The sequence below is a fragment of the Bradyrhizobium sp. LA6.8 genome, from assembly GCF_040547935.1.
GTDB lineage: Bacteria > Pseudomonadota > Alphaproteobacteria > Rhizobiales > Xanthobacteraceae > Bradyrhizobium > Bradyrhizobium barranii.
The window spans coordinates 403,187-418,076 of the sequence record NZ_JBEPQQ010000008.1; the positions used below are offsets into that span (position 1 = coordinate 403,187).

Here is a 14,890-nt window from a genome sequence, read left to right on the forward strand (position 1 = left end):
CGTCTCTCGTTGCTGCGACTCTTTGGCCCTGTGACCTGGCACACATTTGCGACCATCTTAAGGTTGTATGATAGCCCAGCATAACCGAAGCCGGCCAGGCGCCCGACCTCCATTTTGATGATCTCATTTTCGAGCACGGAGAAGGAAGCAATGCTTCACTCAGTTCGCAGGGCTCGGCTATTTCCCGACCGCACATTTGCCCGAACCACAAGTTGAAAATCACGATCGATTCACGCAGATCCGTTCAGTATCCGGCCCGGCCAACAACGTAGGGCCGATCAATGTTCGTAGTCGGCACGCGCGCATGAGCGCGCGTGAACGATGTTGTCATGCCCGGCATCGGGCAGATCACGAGACGCGATCGGGATCACGAGGCGCGATCGGGATCACGAGGCGCAATAGCGCAGGACTCACCTGCCCGGACAGCCGGCCCGGGGAAATGCCGGCATCGACAGTTGCAGCACCGCGAGGGATCACCATGGACGAGCCCAAACCACTCACCAGTGCATTCACCAAGACCGCGAATTTCTCCATCCACGAGGTCGACGAGGTGTTCAGGGACGCCGCGCAGCCCACCGCGGGGGCCGCCGCCCGAGCTGCGCGTCCGCCGGTCACCTTGCCGGCTCCCCTCGGTCCGCTCGCGGCCTTCAAGGGCACGTTCACCGGACAGGGGTTCAATACGATCTTCCGGCCGGAGAGCAAGATCACGCCGACACCGATGCCGGGACCAGTCAACACGACCGATCCCGACGACAACGTGCTGGAGCTCAATCTTACCGACGAGACGCTCTCTTTCGAACCCAGCCTCGGCTCGATCCCCAATCGCGGCTCCGACCAGCAGAGGGACGCATTCCTGAACGGCGTGCCCTATCTGCAGACCATCCGCGACGTCACCACGCAGGAGCCCGTGGGCATTCACTTCGAACCCGGCATCTGGCTGGCGGTGCCGGCCACCACCAATCCGAACGAGCCGTTCACCGTTGCGCGCATGGCATCGATCCCGCACGGCACGACGATCACTGCGCAAGGCACCGCGCTGGCTCCGGTCGCCGGCAAGCCAACCATCGCGGCGATCGACATCACACCGTTCATCGGCGGCAATCCGGGCAGCAAGATCACATTCCAGAACCAGACCGCGACCAACAACACGACTCGCAGGCTGCCTCAGGATCTGACCGCGCTGATCGCCTCCGGCAGGCTGACCCAGGCCATGATCACTGACCCAAACACGGTGCTGCGCAATCAGATCGCGCATCAGACCATCACGCAGACCATCGTCATCGAGACCTCGACGAAGCCCGGCACACCGCTGTCCGACGGACCGTTGCCGGCCATTCCCTCGCCCGGACCTCATCCCACCGCGCCGAACTTCGCGGGCGGCACCGTGAACATCGCATTCCTCGAGGGGCAGCCCAATCCGCCGCCAGGCGGCGGGAGCGCCAACGCCAACGCCTTCCAGATGGACGCGGTGTTCTGGATCGAGACGGTGGTTTACGACATCGACGTGCCGGCCCTGCCGCCCGGAACGCCGCCGGTGATCCTGCAACCGCGCCAGAGGAGCAACGTGCCGCTGGTTCCGAGCTTCGTCGCCGCGATCCCGTTCGTGCCCAACAAGGGCTTCAAGGGCGGCCACGTCAGGGTGGCGACGACGCAGATCCAGTATTCACAGAAGGTCATGCTGGATTTCGCCGGGCTGACCTGGCCGCACGTCTCGGTCGCATCGCTGGTGCCGGCAGCACCCGTGCCGATCCCGGATCATCTGTTGCCGCTGACGTGAGGCGAATGGCGGTGTGACGACGATGCGCCACGTCCGCGGCATCGGACGTGGCGTGAACCAACGCATCCGTGATGCGACGGTGACCGCCGCTCGCGCGGTCCTGAAAAGCCGGCGCGGCGATCTATGGTATGATCACTGTCATCCAAAAGAGAGATGATCATGCCCCCTTCCAAGATGTCCCGCGGCTCCATCAGGCTACGACGATTTGCACGGCGCGGTCATGTTGCGGCAATTGCCGCAGCGCTGTTTCTCGCGGCGACCGCCTGGTCGTCCGGGCCGGCGCTGGCCGCGGCAGATGATGCCGAGGCGCGAACCATCTTCGAGAAGTTCATTGCCGCGCAGAATGCGCACAACGCGGACGAAGTGAAAGCCATGCTGTGGAATTCGCCCGGCACGCTGTTGTTTGCGAGAGGTATCGAAACCAGAGGCCGTGATGCGGTCGCGGACCGTTTCAAGGGCTACTACGAGGGCACCTGGCACCTCGAACCCGACATGTCGAAATTCCACGTCGCCGTGATCTCGAACGAGGTCATGCAGGTCCTCGTTCCCATCGTCTTCACGCGTGGCCTTCCCGGCAAGCCAGCCCAACAGAATACGTTTCTGATCAGCCAGACCTACGTGCGGGATGCGAACGGCTGGTCCGTCGCCTCCGTCCTGCCGGTCGCGAATACGGAACTGAAATAGCTGCGATCGGGAATGGTCAGGGCGTGGCTCGCTGCAGCACCGGGGCAAATCCCGGATTGCGCTTCGCTCCATCCGGGCTACACGCACGCTTCGCAATCGCGGATTGTTTGGGCTTGCCTGGCCGAAGCTCGCGGCGGCAGCCCGCCTGCGCCCTTTGGGCTGCGGCGTCGCATCCTTCTCTCGGCTATCGCGAGCGAAGGATGGTGGGCGCGACAGGGATCGAACCTGTGACCCCTACCATGTCAAGGTAGTGCTCTCCCGCTGAGCTACGCGCCCTAGATGTCTCTAGATCGGGTCGGGTCCCTATAACGGCTCAGGGGAGCCGGTGCAAGGACCGAAGGGGGCCGATTTAGGCCGCCAGCATCTTGTTCACTTCGCTGACCAATTCGCGCAGATGCACCGGCTTGGACAGCACCTTGGCGTTCTTGGGGGCGTCCGAATCCGAGTTCAGGGCGACCGCGGCGAAGCCGGTGATGAACATGATCTTGATGTCGGGGTCGAGTTCCGAGGCCCGGCGGGCGAGCTCGATGCCGTCCATCTCCGGCATCACGATGTCGGTCAGCAGCATCTCGAACGGCTCTTCCCGGAGCCGCTGATAGGCGGCCATGCCGTTGTCATGGGACGAGACCTGAAAACCAGCGTTTTCCAGCGCCTTGACCAGGAAACGGCGCATGTCGTTGTCGTCTTCGGCGAGCAGGATTTTGGGCATGGCAGGAAACGTCAAATCCCCAGAGGATATCAGCAGAGGTTACTAAGCCCGACAGAGGGTAAATTTGGGGTGAAAATCTTTACCCTGGGCTGGCTGCGCTGCCGGTCCCTTGTGAACCCGAATGCGGAACGAATCAATCGAGCCGCGCCGGCGCATCCCCGCTTCCCTGCCCACACGGTTAAGACATGTTCCAGCGCCAATCACATCTTTTCGCTTGGCAGAATGGTTGCGATTCCAGACAATGACGACACATAAGAGCCGCTCCACCGGCCGAATCAATTCGATCCGAGACCCGGATCCCGCGGCGCGAAGGGACGAAGCCTGAGAAGATGACCCGGTTTGACGGCGACGTGTCGCCCGCCTTCGAGATCGTGGAGCCCGCGCAATGGCGCGCGCCTGTCATCTTCAACTCGCCCCATTCCGGCTCGACCTATCCGGACGAATTCCTCGGCGCCTCCAGGATCGACCTGACGACGCTGCGGCGGTCCGAAGATTCCTTCATGGACGAGCTGATCGGCCATTTGAGCGAGCGCGGCTTTCCGACCGTGCGGGTCAACTTTCCCCGCTCCTATGTCGACGTCAATCGCGAGCCCTATGAGCTCGATCCCCGCATGTTCACCGGACGGCTGCCGAGCTTTGCCAATACCCGCTCGATGCGGGTCGCCGGCGGGTTAGGCACCATCCCGCGCGTGGTCGGCGACGGCCAGGAGATCTACCGCGAACGCATCCTGGTCGACGATGCGCTGGCGCGGATCGAGACGCTCTACAAGCCCTATCATCGCGCGCTGCGCCGGCTGATCAACAAGGTGCACCAGATGTTCGGCACCGTGGTGCTGGTCGATTGCCACTCGATGCCCTCGGTCGGCGTCAGCAGGGACGAGCCGCGGCGGCCCGACATCGTGATCGGCGACCGCTACGGCACGAGCTGCACGCCGCTGCTTCCGGACAGGGTCGAGGAGACCATGGGCGGGCTCGGCTATTCGATCGGCCGCAACAAGCCCTATGCCGGCGGCTTCATCACCGAGCATTACGGCAACCCCGCAAGCGGCCTGCACGCGGTGCAGCTCGAGCTCAACCGCGCGATCTACATGGACGAGCGGCGGCGCGAGCGCAGTCCGCGCTTTGCGCAAGTGGCAAGCGACTTCGGCGTGCTCGCCGACGTGCTGGCGACGACGATCCCGTTCGGCGATCTCGGCCCGTTCCAGGCCGCGGCGGAATAGACGCGAGCCGTCGCCGCGCGATCGCGTCGCCGATCAAACATCAGATCAAGCTGCCAGCGTATCGTGCGCCGAATCTTCGCTTCGCGTTTTCGCGCGCTCGAAGTGAAGATCGAGGCTCAAAGAAAAAAGGGCCGCTTCTGATGAAGAAGCGGCCCAAGTCTAGGGAGGAAACGCCCAAGGAGGGCAGCGGTAACGCAGAGCGCTACCGCACCGCAACAATATGCGGCCGCGACGCACAAAGTGCAAGGGCTTTTGAGCCGTTTCCCATGCAATATGCACATGGCTCAATTGCTTATAGCGAAACCCAGATTCAGTTTCTTTGATAAGGAAATTCAATGGGTTGATAACCGTTTGCATACGAACGAGGCATACTCGGAACTAAGTTTTCAACTCTATGATCGATATTTGGCCAGCATATGACTGGGATGGGGCAGCCGGTTGCGGCATCCAAAATACCAGGGAGCAAACCAACTCAGCGCTGCACGCGAGAAGCGAATTGAGCTAGGCAGGAGCGAGCTTCACCCGACTTTCGTTTTGAGGATGCGCCGTGACGGTGATCGACTTCTCAGCCTTCATCGGACGGCTCGCCACCGCCTCCGGCGAAACCATCCTGCCGTTCTTCCGCACCTCGCTGTCGATCGACGACAAGAGCAAGACCAAGGATTTCGACCCCGTGACGGAGGCCGACCGCGCCGCGGAGGCGGTGATGCGCCGGCTGATCAAGGCGAGCTTCCCCCAGCACGGCATCGTCGGCGAGGAATTCGGCAATGAGCGCGAGGACGCCGATTATGTCTGGGTGCTCGACCCCATCGACGGCACGAAATCCTTCATCGGCGGCTTTCCGATCTGGGGCACGCTGATCGCGCTGCTGCACAAGGGCGCGCCGGTGTACGGCATGATGCACCAGCCCTTCATCGGCGAGCGCTTCTCCGGCGACAACGGCTCGGCCACCTATAAAGGCCCGTCCGGCGAGCGCCGGCTCCAGGTCCGCCGCTGCGCCTCGCTGTCGGAAGCGACGAGCTATACCACCAGCCCGCTGCTGATGAACGAACGAGACCGCGCCATCTTCAGCCGCATCGAACAGGGCGCGCGGCTGTCGCGCTATGGCGGTGACTGCTACTCCTATTGCATGCTGGCGGCTGGTCACGTCGATCTCGTGGTCGAGACCGAGCTGAAGCCTTACGACATCGCAGCCCTGATCCCGATCGTGACCGGCGCCGGCGGCGTCGTCACCACCTGGGAAGGCAAGCCGGCCCAGGGCGGCGGCCGCATCATCGCGGCCGGCGACGCTAGAGTTCACGAAGAAGCACTGAAACTGCTCAACGGATAAACGCCCCAAGGAGCGTGCATGAAAAGAGCCTGCATGAACAACTGGCCTAAGCTCCTCCTCGCATTCCTGCTCCTGTTTCCCGCCCTCGCCTCCGCGCAGAATTTCCCCGCAAAACCGATCAAGCTGATCGTGCCGTTTCCGGCCGGCGGGCCCAACGACATCATTGCTCGCGTGATCGGCCAGCGCATGTCGGAGCTATCAGGGCAGCCGGTGCTGATCGACAACCGCGGCGGCCAGGGCGGCGTGCTCGGCACCGATGCGGTCTCCAAGGCCGCGCCCGACGGCTACACCATCGCCATCTCCTCGGCCGGCGCGCTCGCAATCAGCCCGAGCATGGAGCGGGTCGCCTACGACACCGCGAGCGACCTCACGCCGGTGACGCTGGTTGCGACCGTGCCGGAAATGCTTGTCGTCGCCACCAACGTGCCCGCAAAGGACATCGGCGAGCTGATCGCGCTCGCCGAGGCGCAGCCCGGAAAGCTCAATTTCGCCTCCTCCGGCCCCGGCAGCCTGCCGCACCTCGCCGGCGAATTGTTCAAGCTGACGGCCAAGATCGACATCGTCCACGTGCCCTATCGTGGCGCTGCTCCCGCAGTTAACGATCTCCTGGGGCAGCAGGTGCAGATGACGTTCCTGGATCTCCCCGTGCTGCTGCCGCAGGTCAAGGCGGGCGCGTTGAAGCCCATCGCGGTCGGCTCGGCCGAGCGCTCCGCGACCGCGCCCGACGTGCCGACCACCGCGGAAGCGGGCTTTGCTGATCTTCGCATCGAGAACTGGTACGGCATGGTGGCGCCGAAGGGCACGCCGAAGGAGATCGTCACCGCGCTGCATGGCCTGGCGACGAAGGCCATGGCGGATCCGGCCGTAAAGGAAAAGCTCGCCGCCCAAGGCGCGACCCTGATCGGCGACGAGCCGGAGCATTTTCGCAGCTTCATCGCGGACGAGACCGCGAAGTGGGCGAAGGTGATCAAGGACGCCGGCGTCGAGACGGCGAAGTAGCGCGCGGTAGGCGAACGGCCTCACAACGCGACAGGTGCGTTCCCTCCCCCCTTGCGGGGGAGGGCCAGGGAGAGGGGTCCACACGGGGACTCCATCGATCTCTCTTCTTCGCGACAGAGACACCTTTTTCTGGGTACCCCTCTCCCCCTCCCTCCCCCGCAAGGGGGGAGGGAGCGCAGTTGTGCGCACCGCCGCAGCGTAGGCTCACATCAAAAAGCCGCCCTCACGCCGCCTCTGCCCTTAAATGCTCCACCAGCATCTTGGCCGGCGTTGGCAGCGCCTTGAAGCTGCGGGCGCAGATCACGAGCTTGCGGTTGGCGAAGGCATCACGCAGGCGGACCATGGCCAGCGGCATCAGCTTGGCGCAGCGGCGGGCGGCGGATATCGGCACCAGGGCGATGCCGACGTCAGCGGCGACCATCTGACAGATCGCGTCGAAATCGCGCAGACGCGCACGGTAATGCGGACGCATGCCGAGCCGGGCGGCGTGCTTCGAAATGTGCATCTGGAGCGCAGTGGCGCTCGTGAGCCCGACGAACTCGCAATCCCCCGTCTCCTGAAAATCGATCTGACGACGGCCCGCGAACGGGCCGCGCCGCGACGTCACCAATGTCAGGTGGTCCTCGCTGAAGACGAAGCGCTCGATATGGTCGGGCAGCGCGTGCTCGGCAGCGAAGCCGAGATCGGCCGCCCCCGCGGTGATCGCTGCCGCGATATCGGTGCTCTCGCGCTCCTCGATGTCGATGGCGACGTCGCGATGCTCGCGCAGGAAGCCCGCCAGCGCCTTCGGCAGATGTTCCGACAGCCCCGAGGTGTTGACAAGAAAATGCACGCTCGCGCGCACGCCGCTGGCAAAGCCGGCGAGATCGCCGCGCATGGCGTCGACCTGGTGCATCACGACCCGTGCATGATCGAGCAGGCTCTCGCCCGCCGCAGTCAGCTCGACACCGCGCCGCCCGCGCTTGAGCAGCGCGACGCCGAGCGCGTCCTCGAGCCCTTTTATGCGCGCGCTGGCAGAGGCCAAGGCGAGATTCGATCGCTCGGCGCCGCGCGTAATGCTGCGCTGGTCGGCAACCGCGATGAAGAGCTGGAGGTCGACGAGGTCGAAGCGCATGGCTGGATTCTCCTCAGCCTCCGCCAGGAACGAAGGCTGTCTCCGTAACCTCCAGATTGTGCCCGCGCGCGGCTTCGGTCAATGTGCAAGATATGATTGACCCGCTCCTCATCCTCATCGCCGCCGTCTTCCTGATCGCCGGATTCGTCAAGGGCGTGGTCGGGCTCGGCCTGCCGACCGTGTCCATGGGCCTGCTCGCGGTGAACATGGCGCCGAGCCGCGCGATCGCCATCGTGATCGTGCCCGCCATCGTCACCAATATCTGGCAGACCTTCGCCGGCCCCTATCTGCGCGACATCCTGAGGCGGCTGTGGCCGCTGATGATCGGCACCGTGATCGGATGCTGGCTCAATGCCGGCGCGCTGACCGGCCCGCATGCCCGTTACGGCACGATCGTGCTCGGAATCCTGCTCGTGATCTACGCGATCATCGGGCTCAGCAAATTCAAGTTCCACGTCGCGCCGCAGAACGAGAAATGGGTCGGCGGCGTGGTCGGCGTGATCACCGGCGTGATCTCGGCCTCGACAGGCGTGCAGGTGATCCCCTCGATGCCGTTCATGCAGGCGATCGGCATGGAGAAGGACGAACTGGTGCAGGCGCTCGGCGTGTTCTTCACAACGGCGACGCTGGCGCTCGCCTTCAACCTCACCGCCGGCGGTTTGCTGACGCCGGCGAATGCCGTGCCGGGCGCCGTGGGCATGGCCATGGCCTTTGCCGGCATGTTCGTCGGCCAGTCGGTGCGGGCGCGGATGCCGGCGGAAGCGTTTCGCCGCTGGTTCCTGATCGCGATGATCCTGCTCGGCGTTTATCTCGCGGGCAGCGCGCTGCTGAAGGAGTTCGCCTGAGGCCTACGATTTGGGTTCGTATCCCGGCACCCATTTTTCGTGCTGGGGCAGATCGTCCTGGATCGTCCACCACGGTGCGCGCGACGAGGTGAAGACGTGGAGGCGGGGCCTGACATCGGGATCGTCATCGAGCAGGCCGGCGGGAATGCTGACGGTCGGCAGATAACTCGCCTTGCCCGGCGTCAGGCAGCCGCAGGTCTTGCAGCGATGGCGGAAGCTCCCCGGTGCGGATTCGTAAGCCACCATCATGTCCTCGCCGGCAACGAAGCGAAACTTGTCGGCATCGACATGGGCGTAGGTGGCGAAGGCGGCACCGGTCAGCTTGCGGCAATTGGCGCAGTGACAATGCGTGAGCGCACGCACCTGATCGATCTCGAAACGCACGGCGCCGCATAGGCAGCTTCCACGAACCATCGAAACCTCCCCGCGCGGCCTCTATCGGGCCGACTGCATGCCGGACCAGTCATCCGTTCGAATGAGTTACCGCGTCTCCAGCATGGCGACGCGGATGCCGAGATAGATGAAGAGGCCGCCGAGCGCGCGGTTCACCCAGGCGATCGCGCCCTCAGACTTGCGCAGCCGGTGGGCCGCCCTTGCCGCGAACGCCGCCAGCACGAGGCACCACAACGTTCCCGTAAAGATGAAGATCAGGCCGAGCGTCAGGAAGGCGAGCGGCTTGTGCGGGGAATCGGCTGCGACGAATTGCGGCAGGAAGGCCAGGAAGAACAGCGCGACCTTGGGATTGAGCGCGTTGGTGAAGACGCCCTGGAGGAAGACCCGCCGCAGCGGGCTCCGCTCCGGCTCGTCGATGGCTGCGGCCAGCGCCGGGCGCGACCACAGCATCTGAAGTCCTGTCACGACGAGATAGGCCGCGCCGACCAGCTTCAGGATCGAGAAGGCGGTCGATGAGGCCATCAGCAGCGCCGAAAGGCCGATTGCCGCGCCCGCGACGTGGAAAAAGCAGCCGAAACTGATGCCGAGCGCGGCCGCGGCGCCGCCCCGCCAGCCCATCTGCATGCTGCGGCCGATCACGTAGACCGAGTCCGGGCCGGGCGTGATGTTGAGCAATATGCCCGACAGGATGAAGAGCCAGATCTCGTGAATGCCCAGCATGTGAGGTGCCCCCGTCAGCCTTGAAAGGCGGGCTTATTCGGTTCGGCCGCCGCCGTCCACCGCCAGGATTGCGGAGAATTTACCTCAAATTTGCAATGCGGATCATGCTTTCGCTCGGCCTTATCTGCTCTATAAAGGCAGGGTTCTTGGAAATGCGGGATTCGAGGCGACTGCCACGCGGGGGCCGGTCATCGATCCCTTGGAGCTCCGGACTATGGAAAGACGTCTGGCCGCCATCGTCTGCGCCGATGTCGCCGGCTATTCGCGCATGATGGGCAGCGACGAGGCCGGCACCCATGCCGCCTTTAAGGCCCATCGCAGCGCGATCCATCCCATCATCCTCAACCATGGCGGCCGCGTCGTCAAAAACACCGGCGACGGCTTCCTGCTGGAGTTCCCGAGCATCGTCGGCGCCGTCGAGGCCGCGATCGCGATGCAGACGCTGATGGCGGAGCGCAACCATCACCTGCCTGCCGAGCGCGCCATGCAGTTTCGCCTCGGCATCCACATGGGCGACGTCATCGCCGACGAGGACGAGGTATTCGGTGACGACGTCAACATTGCCGTCCGCCTCGAAGCGGTGGCGAGCCCCGGCGGCTTCGCCATCTCGGCCAAGGCCTACCGGGAGGCGAGCAAGCACCTGACCGCGCTGCTGGTCGATGCCGGCAACCATCGCTTCAAGAACATCAAGGACCCGATCGGGGTCTGGACCTGGATGCCCGAGGGTGCGCCGGCGCTCGCGCCCGAGCTCCGGGAGGCGTCGGTGCTGTCGCAGCAGTACCGCACAGCGATCGTCGGTGTGCTGCCCTTCGCCAATCTCAGCGACGCCCAGGACGAATATTTCTCCGACGGCCTCACCGAAGATCTGATCCACGCGCTGTCGCTGCAATCCTTCTATCGCGTGCTGAGCCGCAACTCGACCTTCGCGTTCAAGGGCAAGAACACCAGCACCCGCCTGATCGCGCGCGAGATCGATGCCACCTATCTGATCCAGGGCTCGGTGCGGCGCGCCGGAGCCAAGATCCGCGTCACCGCCGAACTGGTCGCGCCGGAGACCGGCGAGCAGCTCTGGACCGGCCGCTACGACCGCGACATCGGCGAACTGTTCGCGATGCAGGACGAGATCACCACCAATCTGTCCGCCGCCATCGCCACCGAGATCGTCCGGGCGGAGGCCTCGGCGCCAGCGCGGCTCTCCACCGACGTGACCGCCTGGGACCGCTTCCTCAAGGGGCTGTCGCACTACTACCGGCAGACCAAGGAGGACCTGGCCACCGCCGTCGACCTGTTCCGCGAAGCCATCAGCCTCGACCCCAAACTGTCGATCGCGCACGCCTATCTCGCCACGATCCAGATCCAGAGCATCCAGTTCGGGTGGGTCAAGGGCACACGCGAGATGTGGGCCGAGGCGATGGCCCTCGCCGAGACCAGCGTCCGGCTCGACCCGCGCTCCTCCTTCGCCTTCTCGATCCTGTCCTGGGCGCATGCCATGGAGGCGCATTACGAGGCCGCGATGGACGCCGCCAAGCGCGCGGTCGCGCTCAACCCCTACGACAACGGCGCACGCGGCGTGCTCGGCATCTGCCATTTCGTCATCGGCGAGCACCGCGAGGCGATCGAGCTGTTCTCGATGGCCGCGCAGCGCGACAACAGCGACCCGCGCTACCAATGGGCCGCGCTGAACGCCTTCAGCCATTATCTGCTCGGGCAATACGACGCGACCCTGTCCTGGGCCCGCGAGCAGCTCTACATCAACCCGAACCACATGCAGGCGCTGGCGATCCGTGCCGCGGCGCTGGCACAGTTGGGCCGGGACGATGAAGCGGGCGAGGCCGTCGGCGTGCTGATGCGCAACTACCCGACGCTGAATGTCGATCGTCACTTGCGCAATTTCCACTGGAAGCGGCCCGAGGACCTTGCCCATTACCGCGAGGGGCTTGTGAACGCGGGCGTGCCGCTCAGCAAGCTGACCCTGGTGCAAAGCGACGTCAAACGCGCGGCCGAGTCCTGACAGGCGGGCCTTCTCGGTCCCGACCCAGTCCCTTCGCAACCTCGCGCCGGCCTTTATTGACACGACCGTGAATTCAGCCACACTTCTTTACACGCTGAAGTAGTATAAGCTGCTGTCGGTTTGTTAGGACTTTCCGCGCTCTATCGGCGCGTCTTCATTTCACGATTCGCTGTTTTCAGGATTTTGGGCCATGAACGACCCCGCCTCGAAGCCTCCCTTCGATCCCTCGATCCAGGTCTCGCCAGACAATCCCTGCCCCTTCCTGCGCGGCCTGGTCGGCGAAGGCTTCGTCGACGGCGGGACCGTCCCGATCGGCAAGCTATCGCAGACGATCGCGAATGCGAGCGGCGACAAGGGGCTGATGAAGACGGTGGCCCGCGTCGAGACCCGCGGCATCGCGCTGATCGCCAACGGCTTCGGTCACATCCTGAAGAGCATCTTTTCGGGCGCACAGCTCGATGCCCTGCGCGGCGGCCCCCTGGACAAGCGCGGCGCCGGTTCGCGCATCCTCGGCGTCGACGGCAAGGTCAACGAGGATCAGATCGCCCGCCTGGCCAGCTTCGGCAGGGACTATACCGATCCCAACGGCGGTGGCACCGAGCCCGGCATCAACGCGTCGGAAATACAGACCTACATGCGCGACAATCTCAAGCGCGCCGGGAGCGCTGCGCGCTGGTATTACCGGATCTTGATGCAGTTCGAATGGCCCATCCTGCTGAAGATCATGGGCAAGGGCGAAGGCGAGAACCGCTATCTCGCCATCGCCGACGTGCGTACGCTGTTCAATGAGCGCAAATTCCCTGAGAGGATCACGCAGCGAGTCGTCAGCCAGCCGGTCACCCCGCCCTCGCTCATATTGCGCGTTGCCGGCGGGTTAGTCGCCGCGCTCCTCGTCTTTGGCGTCGTCGCGCTGCGCTTTCCCGATCAATTCCAGCCGATGCTGCCCGGCATCCTCGGTGACCTCGTGGCGCCGCCATTGCCGAAGCTTGTCGAACCGCGGGCCGCGTACTGGCTTGAGCAAAACTGGGCGCTGGAGGACCGGCACTGGTTTCATCACGCCAGTCAGGGCACCGCGACCTTCCCGGTGCCCTACAGCTGGTTCATGGCGCTCGAGCAGCCGCGGCTTCATTTCTTCGCAAAGCCCGGGATGCTGCATGACAGCGACCATCTGCAGCGCTTCGGCTTCATCCCGAGCCCGCAGACGATCAACACCGACGACGCCACGCTGCGCCGGTTCGGCTACGCCAATGTCTACGACAAGACCAAGCCGGTGCCGGCGCGACTTTGGGATCCGCCGGTTAACTGGGGCACCCAGGCCGAAAACGTCGACGGCCTGCCCGTCGGCTTTGCGCGCATGACCGGCGTACCCGATCCTGCGACCGGCCAGGTCGGCGACGACCGGATCGGCCTGACCTGCGCCGCCTGCCACACCGGCCAGATTCACTACAAAGGCATCGACATCCGTTTCGACGGCGGCCCGGCGATGACCGACCTGAGGAAGCTCGAGGTCACGACGGGTCTGTCGATCGCCTACACGCTCCTCGTGCCGGGTCGCTTTACCCGCTTCGCCGACCGTGTGCTCGGCCCCTCCGCCAGCGGTGCGGATCGCGATGCGCTGAAGCAGAAGCTGCGCACGATCAGCACGTTCCTGATCGACTGGGAGAAGACCTACGCGAAAACCATCGACGGCAAGACGAGGTTCAACGAGAAGACGAAGCGGGAAGAGAAGCAGCAGGACACCGAGGAAGGATACGGCCGTCTCGACGCGCTCAACCGCATCGGCAATCAGGTCTTCGCCCAGGACATGACGCTCAGCGGCCTCAGCGGCTTCGAAAAGAATCTGCATGCCAAGGATGCGCCGGTCAGCTTCCCGCCGATCTGGACCGTGCCCTGGCTCAAATTCGCGCAATATGACGCGTCCATCGAACAACCGCTGATCCGCAACGCCGGCGAAGCGCTGGGCGTGACGGCGCTGCTCAATCTGTCCGACAATACCCCCAAGGACACGCTGTTCCGCTCGTCGATGGATATCAAGAATCTGAACTGGATCGAGGATCTGCTGAAGGGGGCGGCGCCCTATCCGAAAAAGCAGCTTTCCGGACTGACATCGCCGAAATGGCCGTCGGACATCTTCGGCGACAATGCCTGGAAGATCGATGGCGAGCGCGTCAAGAACGGCCGCAAGCTCTACGCGCAGATCTGCGTCGAATGCCATCTCGGGCCGGTCAACGATCCCGTGTTCGACACCGAGTTTCCGGACCAGAGCATCTGGTCCTCGTCGCGCTGGGAGACCATCGGCAAAGACAAATTCCTGAACGAGGTCCAGAAAAGCGTCAAAGGCATGGGGACCGATCCCGCTCAGGCGAGCGTGCTGGCGACGCGGACGGTTCAGGTCCCGGGCTTTCTCGAGCTCGATCCCACGCAGAAGCTCAATGCCTGGTGGAGCTGCAATCTGCCGGCTATCTCCTCGACCGACATGCCGTACTCGGTCGGGCTGATGGTGCTCGTCGACATCGTCAGCCGCAAAGCGATGGACGATGCGAAGATCGACCCGAAGGTTCAGCAGGCCTGGTGGGGTGAGCGCAAGAACTGCCCGAATCCCGGTCCGCAGCCGGCCGAGGCGAAGGAGCCGCCGCCCTGGTATCGCGCGCGCCCGCTCAACGGCGTCTGGGCCACCGCGCCTTACCTGCACAACGGGTCGGTGCCCTCGCTCTACTGGATGCTGAGCCCCGCGGCCGAGCGCCCCAAATCGTTCTGCATGGGTGGTGGTCGCGACTACGATCCGAAGCAGGTCGGCTTCGCGGTCGTCGACGGCGAGAGCTGCAAGACTGGGCAGTCGCGCTTCTCGACGCGAGCGTCTGATGGCACCGAGACCTTCGGCAACAGCAATGCCGGCCACTCGTTCGATGGCACGCCAGGCCCCGGCAAGGACGGCACCATCGGCCGCGTGCTCAAGGAGCAAGAGCGCTACGACCTGATCGAGTATCTGAAGACGCTGTGAGGCTGAGAAGGTTCATCGTCATGGCCGGGCTTGTCCCGGCCATCCACGTTCTTCGATCGCGCAGCAAGGCGTGGATGCCCGGGACAA

General features: G+C 64.3%; 12 protein-coding genes and 1 tRNA gene. 8 read left to right on the forward strand and 5 right to left on the reverse strand.

Translation table 11 applies throughout. From position 1 onward, the window contains the following. Nucleotides 1-478: 478 nt before the first annotated feature. Nucleotides 479-1,777, forward strand: coding sequence for a heme-binding protein (locus ABIA90_RS33660; protein WP_354120778.1), 1,299 nt, complete (start codon nt 479-481; stop codon nt 1,775-1,777). Between the two features lie 159 nt (nt 1,778-1,936). Further along, nucleotides 1,937-2,461, forward strand: a complete 525-nt coding sequence (locus ABIA90_RS33665; protein WP_354120777.1) for a Cif family virulence factor — start codon at nt 1,937-1,939, stop codon at nt 2,459-2,461. Nucleotides 2,462-2,662: 201 nt separating this feature from the next. Here the strand turns inward: ABIA90_RS33665 and ABIA90_RS33670 are convergent. Both ABIA90_RS33670 and cpdR read right to left on the reverse strand, forming a co-directional pair. Next, nucleotides 2,663-2,737 (reverse strand) — tRNA-Val (locus tag ABIA90_RS33670). Nucleotides 2,738-2,810: 73 nt separating this feature from the next. After that, on the reverse strand, nt 2,811-3,170 hold the full coding sequence (cpdR, locus tag ABIA90_RS33675) for a cell cycle two-component system response regulator CpdR (RefSeq protein WP_007597092.1): 360 nt from the start codon (nt 3,168-3,170) through the stop codon (nt 2,811-2,813). A gap of 329 nt (nt 3,171-3,499) precedes the next feature. Here cpdR and ABIA90_RS33680 point away from each other — a divergent pair, with 329 nt between their 5' ends. The 3 genes from ABIA90_RS33680 to ABIA90_RS33690 all read left to right on the forward strand — a co-directional run bounded on the left by ABIA90_RS33680 (nt 3,500) and on the right by ABIA90_RS33690 (nt 6,719). Next, nucleotides 3,500-4,390: an N-formylglutamate amidohydrolase gene (locus ABIA90_RS33680; RefSeq protein ID WP_354120776.1), complete on the forward strand. Its 891-nt coding sequence runs from the start codon at nt 3,500-3,502 to the stop codon at nt 4,388-4,390. A gap of 547 nt (nt 4,391-4,937) precedes the next feature. Then, nucleotides 4,938-5,720: a histidinol-phosphatase gene (gene hisN / locus ABIA90_RS33685; protein ID WP_014491808.1), complete on the forward strand. Its 783-nt coding sequence runs from the start codon at nt 4,938-4,940 to the stop codon at nt 5,718-5,720. Between the two features lie 33 nt (nt 5,721-5,753). Then, nucleotides 5,754-6,719: a Bug family tripartite tricarboxylate transporter substrate binding protein gene (locus ABIA90_RS33690; protein WP_354120775.1), complete on the forward strand. Its 966-nt coding sequence runs from the start codon at nt 5,754-5,756 to the stop codon at nt 6,717-6,719. A 223-nt stretch (nt 6,720-6,942) separates the two neighbouring features. Here the strand turns inward: ABIA90_RS33690 and ABIA90_RS33695 are convergent, their stop codons facing one another. After that, nucleotides 6,943-7,833 (reverse strand): LysR substrate-binding domain-containing protein, encoded by an 891-nt coding sequence (locus ABIA90_RS33695; protein ID WP_354120774.1) that lies wholly within the window; start codon nt 7,831-7,833, stop codon nt 6,943-6,945. Between the two features lie 92 nt (nt 7,834-7,925). Here ABIA90_RS33695 and ABIA90_RS33700 point away from each other — a divergent pair, with 92 nt between their 5' ends. Beyond that, on the forward strand, nt 7,926-8,678 hold the full coding sequence (locus ABIA90_RS33700; protein WP_028148087.1) for a sulfite exporter TauE/SafE family protein: 753 nt from the start codon (nt 7,926-7,928) through the stop codon (nt 8,676-8,678). A gap of 3 nt (nt 8,679-8,681) precedes the next feature. On the opposite strand, the gene ABIA90_RS33705 is transcribed toward ABIA90_RS33700, so the two are convergent. Next, entirely contained in the window at nt 8,682-9,092 is a 411-nt protein-coding gene (locus ABIA90_RS33705) for a GFA family protein (protein ID WP_354120773.1), read from the reverse strand. A 66-nt stretch (nt 9,093-9,158) separates the two neighbouring features. Continuing rightward, complete coding sequence (locus ABIA90_RS33710) at nt 9,159-9,791, reverse strand: LysE family translocator (RefSeq protein ID WP_071909427.1); 633 nt, start codon at nt 9,789-9,791, stop codon at nt 9,159-9,161. Nucleotides 9,792-10,005: 214 nt separating this feature from the next. Here ABIA90_RS33710 and ABIA90_RS33715 point away from each other — a divergent pair, with 214 nt between their 5' ends. Together ABIA90_RS33715 and ABIA90_RS33720 are read left to right on the forward strand one after the other, a co-directional pair. Then, a complete protein-coding gene (locus ABIA90_RS33715) occupies nt 10,006-11,802 on the forward strand; it encodes an adenylate/guanylate cyclase domain-containing protein (RefSeq protein ID WP_354120772.1) in 1,797 nt (598 codons plus the stop codon). Between the two features lie 190 nt (nt 11,803-11,992). After that, the gene (locus ABIA90_RS33720) at nt 11,993-14,803 is read left to right on the forward strand and encodes a di-heme-cytochrome C peroxidase (protein WP_354120771.1); all 2,811 of its coding nucleotides are present in this window, start codon (nt 11,993-11,995) and stop codon (nt 14,801-14,803) included. Nucleotides 14,804-14,890 lie beyond the last annotated feature (87 nt).

Coding starts and splice junctions, on each gene's coding strand:
- ABIA90_RS33680 (WP_354120776.1), top strand. CDS start 3,500: ATGACCCGGTTTGACGGCGACGTGTCGCCCGCCTTCGAGATCGTGGAG.
- cpdR (WP_007597092.1), bottom strand. CDS start 3,170: ATGCCCAAAATCCTGCTCGCCGAAGACGACAACGACATGCGCCGTTTC.
- ABIA90_RS33700 (WP_028148087.1), top strand. CDS start 7,926: ATGATTGACCCGCTCCTCATCCTCATCGCCGCCGTCTTCCTGATCGCC.
- ABIA90_RS33690 (WP_354120775.1), top strand. CDS start 5,754: ATGAACAACTGGCCTAAGCTCCTCCTCGCATTCCTGCTCCTGTTTCCC.
- ABIA90_RS33710 (WP_071909427.1), bottom strand. CDS start 9,791: ATGCTGGGCATTCACGAGATCTGGCTCTTCATCCTGTCGGGCATATTG.
- ABIA90_RS33705 (WP_354120773.1), bottom strand. CDS start 9,092: ATGGTTCGTGGAAGCTGCCTATGCGGCGCCGTGCGTTTCGAGATCGAT.
- ABIA90_RS33715 (WP_354120772.1), top strand. CDS start 10,006: ATGGAAAGACGTCTGGCCGCCATCGTCTGCGCCGATGTCGCCGGCTAT.
- ABIA90_RS33665 (WP_354120777.1), top strand. CDS start 1,937: ATGCCCCCTTCCAAGATGTCCCGCGGCTCCATCAGGCTACGACGATTT.
- ABIA90_RS33695 (WP_354120774.1), bottom strand. CDS start 7,833: ATGCGCTTCGACCTCGTCGACCTCCAGCTCTTCATCGCGGTTGCCGAC.
- ABIA90_RS33660 (WP_354120778.1), top strand. CDS start 479: ATGGACGAGCCCAAACCACTCACCAGTGCATTCACCAAGACCGCGAAT.
- ABIA90_RS33720 (WP_354120771.1), top strand. CDS start 11,993: ATGAACGACCCCGCCTCGAAGCCTCCCTTCGATCCCTCGATCCAGGTC.